Raw genomic sequence first — 13300 nt, 5'->3', positions numbered from 1 at the left:
GTGGTTGATGCGGCTCAGCCGAGTGCCGCCGGGATGTACGGCGCGAGGTCGGCCGCCAGTTCCTCGTGCACCCGCGCCTTCAGCAGCGTGCCCTCCGGGGTGTGCTCCTCGGAGATCACCTCGCCCTCGGTGTGGGCACGGGCCACCAGCTTGCCGTGGGTGTACGGGACAAGCGCCTCGATCTCGACCGACGGCCGGGGCAGCTCGTTGTCGATGAGCGCCAGCAGCTCGTCGATGCCCAGGCCGGTGCGGGCCGAGACCGCGATCGAACGCTTCTCGATCCGCAGCAGCCGCTGGAGCACCAGCGGGTCGGCCGCGTCCGCCTTGTTGATCACGACGATCTCGGGCACGTCGGTGGCGCCGACGTCCGTGATCACCTCGCGCACGGCGGCGAGCTGCTCCTCCGGGGCCGGGTGCGAGCCGTCCACCACGTGCAGGATCAGGTCGGATTCGCCGACCTCCTCCATGGTGGAGCGGAACGCCTCGACCAGGTGGTGCGGCAGGTGCCGGACGAAGCCGACCGTGTCGGCCAGCGTGTACAGCCGGCCGCTCGGGGTCTCGGCCCGGCGCACGGTCGGGTCGAGGGTCGCGAACAGCGCGTTCTCGACGAGGACGCCCGCGCCGGTCAACCGGTTCAGCAGCGAGGACTTGCCGGCGTTCGTATAGCCCGCGATGGCGACCGACGGCACCTTGTGGCGCTTGCGCTCCTGGCGCTTGATCTCGCGGCCGGTCTTCATCTCCGCGATCTCCCGGCGCATCTTCGCCATCTTCTCGCGGATCCGTCGCCGGTCCGTCTCGATCTTGGTCTCACCGGGACCACGGGTGGCGAGGCCGCCGCCCTTGCCGCCGCCCATCTGACGGGACAGCGACTGACCCCAGCCTCGCAGCCTCGGCAGCATGTACTGCATCTGCGCGAGCGCCACCTGCGCCTTGCCCTCCCGGGACTTGGCGTGCTGGGCGAAGATGTCCAGGATCAGGGCCGTACGGTCGATGACCTTGACCTTCACGACGTCTTCGAGGTGGATCAGCTGGCCGGGGCTCAGCTCACCGTCGCAGATGACGGTGTCCGCGCCCGTTTCGATCACGATGTCCCGCAGCTCCTCGGCCTTGCCGGAGCCGATGTAGGTGGCCGCGTCGGGCTTGTCGCGGCGCTGGATCACGCCGTCGAGCACGACCGCGCCCGCGGTCTCCGCGAGGGCGGCGAGCTCCGCGAGGGAGTTCTCCGCGTCCTGCACGGTCCCCGAGGTCCAGACGCCGACGAGGACGACCCGCTCCAGGCGGAGCTGGCGGTATTCGACCTCGGTGACGTCCTCGAGCTCCGTGGAGAGGCCCGCCACGCGGCGCAGGGCCGCGCGCTCGGAGCGGTCGAACTGGTCGCCGTCCCGCTCTCCGTCGATCTCGTGGCTCCAGGCGACGTCCTCTTCCATCAGGGCATCGGCCCGAAGACCTTCGGGGTAGGCGTGCGCGAAGCGCTGAGTGTCCTGGGAAGGGGATGAAGAGGAGGTCATTGGGTCCTTACGTCGTTGGGGATGCCGATTCGGCGGTCATGGTGGACAACGCACGAGCGTTCCGGGAGATTCCCGGGTCCCGTCTCGCGTATCGCGCCGACCTGACGATGGTCGCACGGTGCGCCCCGGGCGTCACCGCCTTATTCAGGGGCCGACAGGCCCTGTTCCGGATTCAGGGGCCGGCATCGCCCCTCCCGGGGCCCGCGCGGCCGGCGCCGCCGGCTTCCAGTCCGGGTGGCCGGGCATCGGCGGGGTCTTCTCGCCGTACAGCCAGGCCTGGAAGAAGCCGCCGAGGTCGCGTCCGGAGGTCACGGAGGCGAGCCGGACGAAGTCCGCGGTGGTGGCGGTGCGGTCGCGGTGGGTGGTCACCCAGGCCCGTTCCAGGCGCTCGAAGGCCGGGCGGCCGATCTCCTGGCGCAGGGCGTACAGGACCAGTGCGGCTCCGTCGTAGACGACCGGCCGGAAGATGCTGATCTTCCGGCCCGGGTCGGGTGGCTTGGGGGCCGCGGGCGGGCCGCCGGCGGCGCGCCAGACGTCGGACGCGCTGTACGCCGCCCTCATCCGCGTCTCCATGGGCTTGTCCGCCTTCTCCTCCGCGTACAGGGCCTCGTACCAGGTGGCGTGCCCTTCGTTGAGCCACAGGTCGGACCAGGTGCGCGGGCTGACGCTGTCGCCGAACCACTGGTGGGACAGCTCGTGCACCATGACCGAGTCGACGTACCACTCGGGGTAGGCGGGCTCGGTGAACAGGTCCTTCTCGAAGAGGGAGAGGGTCTGTGTCTCCAGCTCGAAACCGGTGGTCGCCTCGGCCATGAGCACGCCGTAGGTCTCGAAGGGGTACGGCCCGACCTTGCTTTCCATCCAGGCGATCTGGCCGGGCGTCTTCTTCAGCCACGGTTCCAGCGCGGTGGCGTCCGCGGCGGGTACGACGTCCCGTACGGGCAGTCCGTGCGGTCCGGTGCGGCGCAGCACGGCGGAGCGGCCGATGGACACCTGGGCGAGCTCGGTGGCCATGGGGTGCAGGGTGCGGTAGGTCCAGGTGGTCGTGCGGCCGGTCCGGTCGACGCCGGTCGCCAGGCCGTTGGCGACGGCCGTGTAGTCGTCGGGCGCGGTGACCCGGATGGTGAACATCGCCTTGTCGGAGGGGTGGTCGTTGCACGGGAACACCAGGTGGGCGGCGTCGGCCTGGTTGGCCAGGGCGAGGCCGTCCGCGGTCCGTACCCAGCCGCCGTCGCGGCCGTCGGGTGAGACGGGGTCGCTGGTGTGCCGGACGGTGATCCGCATCCAGCTGCCGTCGGGCAGCGGCTTCTCGGGCGTGATCACGAGGTCCTCGCCGGCGGCGGCGAAGGAGGCCGGCTCCCCGTCCAGCTCGACCGACTCGACGTCCCCGTGGGCGAAGTCGAGGTTGACGCTGTCCAGAGTGCTGGTCGTCCAGGCGTCGATGGTCGTGACCGCCTGGAGGGGCTTGTCGTTGGCGCCGGAGTAGGTGAGGGCGAGGTCGTACGACGCCACGTTGTAGCCGGGGTTGCCCAGCTGCGGGAAGAGGCGGTCACCGACGCCCAGCGGGACGGCGGGCGCGCTCGCGGCGAGGAGGCAGACGGAGACGGCCGAGGCGAGCAGCGCAGCCGCCTTGAGCCGTGGGCGGCGGGACGCCCGGGTGCGGGGGGTGAGCAGCATGGACCACCGCTACCAGCGCGCGCCCGCGGTACGGCGACGGCGCGCGCCCGGCCCACTCGAACGGGTACCGGGAGCGGTCCGGTCCGCCGCGCTCGGGCGCACGCCGGCGGGCGCGCGCCTCACACACCCGGTGTCTGCGCCCTGCTCACGTCGTACACGCCGGGCACGTTGCGCATCGCCCGCATGAGCGCGGGGAGGAGCGCCGCGTCGGGGAGCTGGACCGTGTATGTGTGGCGTACGCGCTGCTGGCTCGGGGGTTCCACGGTCGCCGAGACGATCTCGGCGCCCTCGAGGGCCATCGCCTCGGTGAGGTCGGCGAGCAGATGCGGGCGGCCGAACGATTCGGCGAACAGGGTGACCCGGCATGCGGTGGTGTCTCCCCAGCGCACGTCGACGTCCGCACGCCCCCCGCTCTTCATGCGCTCCACCCCGGGGCACTCGACGCGGTGGACGGTCACCACTCCCCCGCGGACGGCGAATCCGGTGATCTCGTCGGGCGGTACGGGCGTGCAGCAGCCGGCGAGCCGTACGGTCGCGCCGGGCAGATCGGTGACGGCGTTCGCGGCACCGGGGCGTGCGGCGGGGCCGTCGGCGGCGGGGCGGGACGGTACGTCGGACTGCGGTACCGGCGGACGGGACGGCGCCTCGGTCCGCGCCTCCGGAGCCGGTGAGGCCTCCTCCGGGCCGGTGGCCGCCGGATGCGTCGCGAGCCATCGCTGGATGGCGATCCGGGCGCCCGGCGTGTGCGCGTGCTCCAGCCATTCCCGCGAGGGCTCGGAAGCCGGGTCCTGGCCCATCAGGAGCTGAACGGTGTCACCGTCCTTCAGGACGGTACTCAGCGTCGCCAGGCGACCGTTGACGCGGGCGCCGATGCACGCGTGCGCGTCCTCGCCGTACTGCGCGTACGCGGCGTCCACACAGGTGGCGCCCTCGGGCAGGCCCAGCGTGCCGCCGTCGGGCCGGAAGACGGTGATCTCACGGTCTTGGGCGAGGTCCTCGCGCAGGGTGGACCAGAAGGTGTCCGGGTCGGGCGCGGCCTCCTGCCAGTCGAGCAGGCGGGACAGCCAGCCGGGGCGGGTGGGGTCGACGCGCTCGCCGTCGGCCGCGTGGTGCTGGTCCTCCGCAGGTGGAGCGTAGGGATTGCCCAGTGCGACGACTCCGGCCTCGGCGACCTTGTGCATCTGGTGGGTGCGGATGAGGACTTCGGCGACCTGGCCGTCCGCGCGGGCCACCGCCGTGTGCAGCGACTGGTACAGGTTGAACTTGGGGACGGCGATGAAGTCCTTGAACTCCGAGACGACCGGCGTCATACAGGTGTGCAGCTCGCCCAGGACGCCGTAACAGTCGGCGTCCTCGTTCACCAGCACCAGCACCCGGCCGAAGTCGGTGCCGCGCAGTCGGCCCCGCTTGCGGGCCACACGGTGCACCGAGACGAAGTGGCGTGGCCGGATGAGGACTTCGGCCGTGATGTCCGCCTCGCGCAGGACACCGCGCACCTCGTCGGCGATCTCGGCGAGCGGGTCGTCGCTGCGGGCGGTGTTGTCGACGATCATCTCCCGCGTGCGGGCGTACTCCTCGGGGTGCAGGATCGCAAAGACCAGGTCCTCCAGCTCGGTCTTGAGCGCCTGGACACCGAGCCGTTCGGCGAGCGGAATGAGCACGTCCCGGGTGACTTTGGCGATGCGGGCCTGTTTCTCGGGGCGCATCACACCGAGGGTGCGCATGTTGTGCAGCCGGTCGGCGAGTTTGATGGACATCACGCGGACGTCGTTGCCGGTGGCGACGAGCATCTTGCGGAAGGTCTCGGGCTCGGCGGCGGCGCCGTAGTCGACCTTCTCCAGCTTCGTCACGCCGTCGACCAAATAGCGGACCTCGGCGCCGAACTGCTCGCCGACCTGATCGAGGGTCACATCGGTGTCCTCGACGGTGTCGTGGAGCAGAGAGGCCGTCAGGGTCGTGGTCTCGGCGCCGAGTTCGGCGAGGATCAGAGTCACGGCGAGGGGGTGTGTGATGTACGGCTCGCCGCTCTTGCGCATCTGGCCGCGGTGCGAGGACTCGGCGAGGACATAGGCCCGTCGCAGGGGCTCCAGATCGGCGTCGGGGTGGTGGGCGCGGTGTGCCTCGGCCACATGGCCGATCGCGTCGGGCAGCCGGTCACGGGCGGCCGGGCCGAGCAGTGCGGCCCGGCCGAGGCGGCGCAGGTCGATCCGGGGGCGGGCCTTCCTGCGGGGCACTGTCGGGGCGACAGGGCCTGGGCTCGCAGGGTTCGTGGCCTCCGCACTCATGGGCACCTCCGGCTGCGTGGACCGGCGGACGGGGTGCCCCAGGGCGGACACGGCTCGGGGGGCGGCTTCGATCCCCCCGTCCGGGCCGGTGCTTGATGCTACCGAGCCCATCACGTGCGGCTGACCGCCTCTCGCCGAGCGTGAAACGGATCACCCAAACGAGCGTAGGTTTCCAGGTTTACGGTTTCACATCCCGTGACCAGGCGGGTACTCAGCGAGCGGCGCTTTCCAGCCACTCGACGTCGATTTCGCCCGTGGCGACGATCACCGCGGGTCCGGTCATCTCGATCTCGCCGTCGGGCCGCTCGGTGATCACCAGCGTGCCGCCGGGAACGTCGACGGTGTACGTCGCGGGCGTGCCGGTGACGGCCGGGTCGGCGCCGTCCCTGCGGGCCGCGGCCACGGCGACGGCGCACGCGCCGGTGCCGCACGAGCGGGTCTCGCCGGCACCGCGCTCATGCACCCGCAGGGCGACGTGCCGGGGTCCGCGGTCGACGACGAACTCGACGTTCACCCCGTCCGGGTAGGTACCGGCCGGGCTGAAGGGCGGCGGGGAGTGCAGGTTTCCGGCGTGCGCGAGGTCGTCCACGAAGGCGACCGCGTGGGGGTTGCCCATGTTCACGTTCAGCGCGGTCCAGCTGCGCTCACCGACGCTCACGGTGACCTCGCCCTCGGGGAGGCGTGCCTTGCCCATGCCGACGGTGATGTCGCCGTCCTTCGCAATGTGGACGGTCTTCACACCCCCGCGCGTGGCGACGGCGAGGTCGCCCTCTCCGGTGTACCCGGCGCACTGGAGGTAGCGAGCGAAGACCCGCACGCCGTTGCCGCACATCTCCGCGACGGAACCGTCGCCGTTGCGGTAGTCCATGAACCACTCCGCCTCGGCCGCCATCTCCTCGGCCTCGGGGTGCGCCGCGGACCGCACCACGTGCAGCAGCCCGTCACCGCCGATGCCCGCGCGGCGGTCGCACAGGGCGGCGACGGCGGCCGGGGGCAGGTCGATGACGTTGTCCGGGTCAGGGACGATCACGAAGTCGTTCTCCGTGCCATGACCCTTGAGGAAGCCGATCCGCGTGCTCATTCCTCGATCGTACGGGGTGGGTACGACAGACCGGGCGCCGGTCGCGTCAGCGCAGGCGGGCCACGCGCCAGACGGCCAGCACGACCACCGCGGCCACCAGCACGACGTACGCGATCACGATCCGCCAGTCCGGGCGCCGTCCGGAGCCACGCTGCGGCAGGCCCGGCCAGGTGTAGCCCACGCGGCGGGCGGCCATCATGCCCCAGCCGGCCGCGCACGAGCAGATCAGCAGGCCCAGCATGGCGATCACGGCGCCGCTGTCGCCGAAGTCGAAGGCCAGCGGGAAGGCGAACATCAGGGAGCCGACCGCGGCGAGGGCGACGATGGGGGCGAGCTGCCAGATGCGCAGCCGGCGCTGCGGACGCAGCTCGACCTCGACCTCCGGGCCGCTCGCGAACATCTCCTCGGGCTCGGGGCCGTCGGCGGTCACGCCGCCTTGCGCGTCGTCGGGCCCGTCGGGGCTCAGACGGTCGTCGTCCCGCTCCGGTTCACCGAGATCGGTGGTGAGCTGCTCGGTGTCTTGTGCGGTGTCGCGAGGGCCGGCCTCCATCGCCACGCGCCCTCCCAACTAGGACTCCACTTGGTCGATCGAAGCACGATGATGGCATGGCACCGGAGGGCCGGATGGCGGCCTGAGCGTCCCGATGCCATGACGTGATCAGGCTGTAACCGGTCGTTCGACCAACATCAGTGCGAGCCGGGGAAGTTCTGTGAGGTCCACCGAGGCCCCACTCAACCAGTGCACCCGCGGATCACGTCTGAACCATGAATCCTGACGGCGCGCGAAGCGTTTGGTGGCCCGCACGGTCTCGGCCCGCGCCTCGTCGAGCGTGCACTCCCCGGCGAGCGCCGTGAGTACCTGCTGGTAGCCGAGCGCGCGCGAGGCCGTACGCCCCTCGCGCAACCCCTGCGCCTCCAGCGAGCGCACTTCGTCCACCAGCCCGGCGTCCCACATCCGGTCCACCCGGCGCGTGATGCGCTCGTCGAGCTCGGGGCGGGCCACGTCCACCCCGATCTGGAACGTGTCGTAGACGGAGTCGTGGCCCGGGAGATTGGCGGTGAAGGGCCTGCCGGTGATCTCGATCACTTCGAGGGCCCGGACGATACGCCGGCCGTTGCTGGGCAGGATCGCCCGGCCGGCCTCGGGGTCGGCGGCGGCGAGACGCGCGTGCAGCGCCCCGGAACCGCGCAGCGTGAGCTCCTCCTCCAGCCGGGCCCTGACCTCGGGGTCGGTGCCGGGGAACTCCAGATGGTCGACGGCCCCGCGGACGTACAGGCCGGAGCCGCCGACCAGGATCGGCCAGCGGCCCTCGGCGAGCAGCGCGTCGATGCGCTCTCTCGCAAGCCGCTGGTACTCGGCGACGGACGCCGTGACCGTCACGTCCCAGATGTCGAGCAGGTGGTGCGGGACGCCGCCGCGCTCCTCGGGCGTCAGCTTGGCCGTACCGATGTCCATCCCTCGGTAGAGCTGCATGGAGTCGGCGTTGACGACCTCGCCGCCGAGCTGCTGGGCCAGAAAGACGCCCAGATCGGACTTTCCCGCGGCGGTGGGTCCGACGACGGCGATGACTCGGGGGGCGAGGGGTGCGCTGCTCACCGCCCCAGTCTCGCAAACCTTCCGTAGTGGTCTCGAACGAGTTACGTGACGGCGAACGCCCGGGTTCGTTGCCAGTTTCCGAGGTTCTCGCCGCCGGTTCACACAGGCGGCGACCGGGTGACGCAAACGGGCGCACCGGACGACGCGGGATTTCGCCCGCACGAGTAACGTATTGGAGTGGATATGGGCGTTTTTGCACGACTTCTCCGGAGGTCGAAGATCACGGAGGAGGCGCAGGCCACCGAGGCTCCAGCCGGTTCAGGGGCGGCGGCCGACGAGGACACGGCTGAGGCGCAGGGGTCGGCCGAGGCCGGGACCGTCCAGGAGCCGACGGCGACGGAGGCCGGCAGGACCGCCGCCGACGAGAGCGTCGAGATCCCGAAGCAGCAGTCCGCCGATACGGCGGCCGACAGCGAGGCCGCCGAGGACGCCCGCACGTAAGCAACTGCCCCGCGTGGGAAGGTGAACCATGGGTGTGATGAACAATCTGAAGGCCAAGCTCGCCCCGGCCAAGGGCAAGGTCTCCGACCTCGCGCACCAGCACGGGGGCAGGATCACACATGGCCTCGACAAGGCCGCCGAGGCCGTCGACAAGAAGACCAAGGGCAAGTACCGCGACAAGATCCATACGGGTACGGACAAGGCCAAGGGCGCCATGGACCGACTCGCGCACCGGCACGGTTCGCAGGAGCCGGGCGGCAAGACTCCGCCCGCCTCACCCCCGCCGGCTTCCTGAACGGCAGGGCACCCGCCGGACGGCCGCGGAGCGTCACAGCTCCCGGCCGTCCGCCGTTTCGCGGCGCCACCCGTCGCGGCCCTCGCGCCAGGTGTACGCCCCTACGACCACGTCGCGACCAGGTACCCCACCCCGTACGGAGCGTCCTCGTACAGCAGCGCCCCGCCGAGATCCGCGCCCTCGGCGGCACCGGCCAGCACCTGCCAGGGTGCCCGGCCCGACGCCTTCAGCTCGTACGCCAGCCCGGCGTCCAGTGCCCGGAGCGCCGCCACGTCCGCCGCCCCCAGCGCCCGCGCGACCTCCGCATCGAAGGGTGCCGCGCGCTCGTCGAGATACCCCGGCGCCTTGAGCGTCCGGCACGCGCTGGCGTCGCCCATCACCAGCAGCGCCACGCGCTCGGTCCGCGCCGCGATGTCCCTTCCCCTTTCGATACACCGCTCGGCGGCGAGCAGTTCCCCCACACCGAGTCCCTCGATCGGGGCGTCCGCCCATCCGGCCCGCTCCAGCAGCCATGCGGCCACGGTGAGCGAGGGCGGCAGCGCACGCTCGGACAGGGTGCCGTCGTCCGCGCCCGGCCGTACGGCGCCTGTGCGCTCCCCTTGGTCCGCCCCTTTGTTCGCGCCCAGCCGTACGTCCAGGTCCACGCCGAAGCCGCGGAAGGAGCCGCGCGCCCCTTCCGGGTAGGTGCTGTGCCCGCTCTGCCCGGCGGGTCCGACGATCACGAGCCGGTCGGGACGGGCGGCGGCGAGCACACCGAGCGCGTCCGTGCAGGCGGCACGCGCCGCGTTCAGTTCGGCTGCGGCGCTCGCGGCGACCGCGGGCACCAGAAGGGGCGGACAGGGGCACACTGCAGCAGCGACAAGCATGATCGGCAGGGTAACGCCGCAGGACCGGCTACGGGCAGCTCACGGGCACGACCGCCGACGGGCACCCGCCGAGCCCCACACCTGACCCCGCTCGTGCCCAGCCCGGACAGCCGGCCCCCTCTCGCCGAGCCCCGGCAGCCGGCCCCTGACCGCAAAGTCCCGGCAGCCGACCCCGACCGCCGCGTCAGTCGCAGCCGCAGCCGCTCCCCGTGGCCACCGACAGCGGAGCCGGTGCGCCGATGGTCGGCAGGCCCAGCATCACGCCGGCCGGCTTGTCCTCCGCGGCCTTCTCGATGTTCCGCTTCTCCCAGGCGTCACCCGCGCGCGTGGGGCGCACGTCCAGCACCGGGCCCTCGGCGAGGAGGTGGTGCGGGGCCGCGTAGGTGATCTCGACCGTGACGACATCGCCCGGGCGGACCTGCTCGTCCGGCTTGGTGAAGTGGACCAGGCGGTTGTCGGGGGCACGGCCGGAGAGGCGGTGGGTGGCGCCGTCCTTGCGGCCCTCGCCCTCGGCGACCATCAGCTCCAGCGTGCGGCCGACCTGCTTCTTGTTCTCCTCCCACGAGATCTCCTCCTGGAGGGCGACAAGACGCTCGTAGCGCGCCTGGACGACCTCCTTGGGGATCTGGTTCTCCATGGTCGCGGCGGGGGTGCCGGGGCGCTTGGAGTACTGGAAGGTGAAGGCCTGCGCGAACCGGGCCTCCCGGACGACCTGCAGGGTCTGCTCGAAGTCCTCCTCGGTCTCGCCGGGGAAGCCCACGATGATGTCGGTGGTGATCGCCGCGTGCGGGATGGCCGCGCGCACCTTCTCGATGATCCCGAGGTAGCGGTCCTGGCGGTACGAGCGGCGCATCGCCTTCAGGACGGTGTCCGAGCCGGACTGCAGGGGCATGTGCAGCTGCGGCATGACGTTCGGGGTCTCCGCCATGGCGGCGATCACGTCGTCCGTGAAGTCGCGCGGGTGCGGGGAGGTGAAGCGCACGCGCTCCAGCCCGTCGATGCCGCCGCAGGCCCGCAGCAGCTTGCTGAAGGCCTCGCGGTCGCCGATGTCGGAGCCGTAGGCGTTGACGTTCTGGCCGAGCAGGGTGATCTCGGAGACGCCCTCGGCGACCAGGGCCTCGATCTCGGCGAGGATGTCGCCGGTGCGGCGGTCCTTCTCCTTGCCGCGCAGCGCCGGGACGATGCAGAAGGTGCAGGTGTTGTTGCAGCCGACCGAGATGGAGACCCAGGCCGCGTACGCGCTCTCGCGGCGGGTGGGCAGCGTGGAGGGGAAGGCCTCCAGCGACTCGGCGATCTCGACCTGAGCCTCTTCCTGTACCCGTGCCCGCTCCAGCAGCACCGGCAGCTTGCCGATGTTGTGCGTGCCGAAGACGACGTCCACCCAGGGCGCCTTCTTCACGATGGTGTCGCGGTCCTTCTGCGCGAGACAGCCGCCGACCGCGATCTGCATGCCGGGGCGCGAGGCCTTCTTCGGGGCGAGGCGGCCGAGGTTGCCGTACAGCCGGTTGTCGGCGTTCTCTCGTACGGCGCAGGTGTTGAACACCACGACGTCCGCCTCGCCGTCCGATCCTTCGGGAGCGCGCACGTAACCGGCCTCTTCGAGCAGCCCCGACAATCGCTCGGAATCGTGGACGTTCATCTGGCACCCATAGGTGCGCACTTCGTACGTCTTGACGTCCACTGCCTGGCTCCGGTCGCTGCTGCTCATGTGACAAGGGTAGGCCGTGCCGGAAGTGGCTCCTGTCGGGTGAGTTCCGCTCGGGCGCCGCGTGATCCACGTCATATCCAGCCGTGGGCGGAACGTGGGATTCCGGTGGAGCTCAACTGGCATGCTCATGCACTACTACCCGCTGGTTCTACTCGCGGGTATACCTATGCCACCCCCCACCCCCACAGGACCGAACCTTGCGCAGACGCAAGAGGCACACGCGTGCCCTGCTGCCCGCCCTGTCCGTGACCGCCCTGCTCCTCGCCGCGGGCTGTTCCTCGCCCCCGGCGCAGGCCGACCACCCCGCCCCGGACCCCGGCCGGACCCGCACCGGCGAGGCGTCCCCGGCGGCCGACCGCCCGCTCGCCGTCGCTGCGGCCCCTTCCGGCACCACGGCCGCCACCGCGAGCCCGAGCGGCTCGGGCGGCCGGGCCCGCCCGACGACGCTCACCGTGAGCTCGTACGACAGCAAGACCCGGCGTGCCGTCATCTCGCCCAAGAACCCCAGGAGCCCCAAGAACACGGGGAGTTCGTCCTCCCCCGCCCCGGCCAAGGCCCCGCACCGGGCCGCCGTCGGCGACGTCATCGCCAGCGCCCCCGCACCCGGCGCCCCGCGCGGGCTGCTCGCCAAGGTCACCGAGGTGGTCGGCGAGACCGACGCGGGCACGGAGGTGCGGACCGAACCCGCCACCCTCGACGCCCTGCTCGGCGACGACACCGCGCGTGGAACCGTGCCGGTCGACCCCGCCGCCTTCGACGTCGACAAGCTGATTCCCGACGTCGACATCTCCTGGGCCAAGGCCGGCGACGTCCACGTGGGTCCCGAGGGCGCGACCGTGCCGCTCGGCAGCCTGCGGCTCGACGTCGAGGCAGACGTGCCCACGCCTCCGGGCACGCCCGTCTCCGCCGACGCGTCGGTCTCCGGCTTCGTGCAGGTCGCCCCGAAGGTCGACTTCCGGTACGGCGGTCAGGGCGCCGGCGACGCGCCCGGCTCGGCTTACCTGGGCGTGTCCGGCGACTGGACCTCGGGCTGGGCCCTGAAGGGGCGCGCCTCCGCCTCCACCTCGACCCCGCTGCGGATCCCGTTCGCCAAGCTGCATGCCGACCCCGTGCTTCAGGTCGGCCCGATTCCCGTCGTCGTGAACCTCGACCTGACCTGCTACTTCCAGATCAGCGCGGACGGCAGCGTCACCGTGGACATCCGGCAGGAGCTCAAGGGCGACTTCACTGCGGGCGGCACGTTCGGCCCGGTCTCGGGCTGGAAGCCGGTCAGCAGCGCGGACATGACGAGCACGCCGGTGCGGGCCACGATGACGGCCGCCGGGCAGGCGAAGGCGTCGCTCGGCGCGGAGGCCTCCGTCGGCCTGTACGGCACCGTGGGCGTCACCGCCGACCTCGCGCCGTATCTGCGCGCCGAGGCCGCGGGCAAGGTGTCCACACAGGACGGCGTGGACGGCTCCTGGGCCGTGTACGGCGGCGTGGACCTGAGCGGGACCCTGCGCCTGCAGCTGTCGATCTTCGGCACACCGGTGTTCCAGCGGAGCATTCCGCTGGGTGCGCTGAACCGGGAGTGGAAGCTCGCGGGCACGCCCTGAGGCCGCGGCACGCCCCGCGGTCTGTCCGACCCATTCCCGACGCCGCCGGGGCCGGCCCCGGCGGCGTCATGGGCCCCCCGCTTGAGCGCGCCGAGAGCGGGGCTCCTGCGACGGCAATGCGCCGGAGCGCCCGTCGTGGCGGAGCCATGGGGTGTTTCGGCAACGCCGCGCGCGTGCAGCCGCACTGCCCGCCAACGGTTGCGCGGCGCGCGGCGGTGCCGGGCGTCACGGGAGGGGGATCGCCGGG

General features: G+C 71.9%; 11 protein-coding genes. 3 read left to right on the top strand and 8 right to left on the bottom strand.

Features of this window, described 5'->3' with window-relative positions:
• Window positions 1-14: 14 nt before the first annotated feature.
• The 6 genes from hflX to miaA form a co-directional block, all read right to left on the bottom strand.
• Entirely contained in the window at window positions 15-1508 is a 1494-nt protein-coding gene (hflX, locus tag F7R91_RS27540; RefSeq protein ID WP_150952527.1) for a GTPase HflX, read from the bottom strand.
• Between the two features lie 144 nt (window positions 1509-1652).
• Window positions 1653-3185, bottom strand: coding sequence for a M1 family metallopeptidase (locus tag F7R91_RS27535; protein WP_150952524.1), 1533 nt, complete (start codon window positions 3183-3185; stop codon window positions 1653-1655).
• Window positions 3186-3304: 119 nt separating this feature from the next.
• On the bottom strand, window positions 3305-5470 hold the full coding sequence (locus tag F7R91_RS27530; protein WP_150952521.1) for a RelA/SpoT family protein: 2166 nt from the start codon (window positions 5468-5470) through the stop codon (window positions 3305-3307).
• 211 nt (window positions 5471-5681) lie between these two features.
• Window positions 5682-6551, bottom strand: a complete 870-nt coding sequence (gene dapF / locus F7R91_RS27525) for a diaminopimelate epimerase (RefSeq protein ID WP_150952518.1) — start codon at window positions 6549-6551, stop codon at window positions 5682-5684.
• Window positions 6552-6597: 46 nt separating this feature from the next.
• Window positions 6598-7101 carry a hypothetical protein gene (locus F7R91_RS27520; protein ID WP_150952710.1) on the bottom strand — a complete coding sequence of 168 codons (504 nt, stop codon included), beginning with the start codon at window positions 7099-7101 and terminating at the stop codon, window positions 6598-6600.
• A 108-nt stretch (window positions 7102-7209) separates the two neighbouring features.
• Window positions 7210-8148 carry a tRNA (adenosine(37)-N6)-dimethylallyltransferase MiaA gene (gene miaA, locus F7R91_RS27515; protein ID WP_150952515.1) on the bottom strand — a complete coding sequence of 313 codons (939 nt, stop codon included), beginning with the start codon at window positions 8146-8148 and terminating at the stop codon, window positions 7210-7212.
• Window positions 8149-8331: 183 nt separating this feature from the next.
• Between miaA and F7R91_RS27510 the strand changes: the two genes are divergently transcribed.
• Both F7R91_RS27510 and F7R91_RS27505 read left to right on the top strand, forming a co-directional pair.
• On the top strand, window positions 8332-8589 hold the full coding sequence (locus tag F7R91_RS27510) for a hypothetical protein (protein ID WP_150952512.1): 258 nt from the start codon (window positions 8332-8334) through the stop codon (window positions 8587-8589).
• A 28-nt stretch (window positions 8590-8617) separates the two neighbouring features.
• Complete coding sequence (locus F7R91_RS27505) at window positions 8618-8884, top strand: antitoxin (protein WP_150952509.1); 267 nt, start codon at window positions 8618-8620, stop codon at window positions 8882-8884.
• Window positions 8885-8985: 101 nt separating this feature from the next.
• Here the strand turns inward: F7R91_RS27505 and F7R91_RS27500 are convergent, their stop codons facing one another.
• Window positions 8986-9750 (bottom strand): class III extradiol dioxygenase subunit B-like domain-containing protein, encoded by a 765-nt coding sequence (locus tag F7R91_RS27500; protein WP_150952505.1) that lies wholly within the window; start codon window positions 9748-9750, stop codon window positions 8986-8988.
• 184 nt (window positions 9751-9934) lie between these two features.
• Window positions 9935-11458: a tRNA (N6-isopentenyl adenosine(37)-C2)-methylthiotransferase MiaB gene (gene miaB, locus F7R91_RS27495; RefSeq protein ID WP_150952502.1), complete on the bottom strand. Its 1524-nt coding sequence runs from the start codon at window positions 11456-11458 to the stop codon at window positions 9935-9937.
• A 197-nt stretch (window positions 11459-11655) separates the two neighbouring features.
• Here miaB and F7R91_RS27490 point away from each other — a divergent pair, with 197 nt between their 5' ends.
• Window positions 11656-13053, top strand: a complete 1398-nt coding sequence (locus F7R91_RS27490; RefSeq protein WP_150952499.1) for a hypothetical protein — start codon at window positions 11656-11658, stop codon at window positions 13051-13053.
• Window positions 13054-13300: the final 247 nt, after the last annotated feature.

Origin of the sequence: Streptomyces luteolifulvus (genome assembly GCF_008806595.1) — a bacterium.
In the GTDB taxonomy this organism is placed as follows: Bacteria; Actinomycetota; Actinomycetes; order Streptomycetales; family Streptomycetaceae; genus Streptomyces; species Streptomyces luteolifulvus.
Note: the sequence above shows the minus strand (reverse complement) of the source record. Positions and strands in the feature narration are given on the sequence as shown.

Excerpts from the sequence above, each read along its gene's own strand:
- hflX (WP_150952527.1), bottom strand. The coding sequence starts at position 1,508 with ATGACCTCCTCTTCATCCCCTTCCCAGGACACTCAGCGCTTCGCGCAC.
- F7R91_RS27535 (WP_150952524.1), bottom strand. The coding sequence starts at position 3,185 with ATGCTGCTCACCCCCCGCACCCGGGCGTCCCGCCGCCCACGGCTCAAG.
- F7R91_RS27530 (WP_150952521.1), bottom strand. The coding sequence starts at position 5,470 with ATGAGTGCGGAGGCCACGAACCCTGCGAGCCCAGGCCCTGTCGCCCCG.
- dapF (WP_150952518.1), bottom strand. The coding sequence starts at position 6,551 with ATGAGCACGCGGATCGGCTTCCTCAAGGGTCATGGCACGGAGAACGAC.
- F7R91_RS27520 (WP_150952710.1), bottom strand. The coding sequence starts at position 7,101 with ATGGAGGCCGGCCCTCGCGACACCGCACAAGACACCGAGCAGCTCACC.
- F7R91_RS27510 (WP_150952512.1), top strand. The coding sequence starts at position 8,332 with ATGGGCGTTTTTGCACGACTTCTCCGGAGGTCGAAGATCACGGAGGAG.
- F7R91_RS27505 (WP_150952509.1), top strand. The coding sequence starts at position 8,618 with ATGGGTGTGATGAACAATCTGAAGGCCAAGCTCGCCCCGGCCAAGGGC.
- F7R91_RS27500 (WP_150952505.1), bottom strand. The coding sequence starts at position 9,750 with ATGCTTGTCGCTGCTGCAGTGTGCCCCTGTCCGCCCCTTCTGGTGCCC.
- miaB (WP_150952502.1), bottom strand. The coding sequence starts at position 11,458 with ATGAGCAGCAGCGACCGGAGCCAGGCAGTGGACGTCAAGACGTACGAA.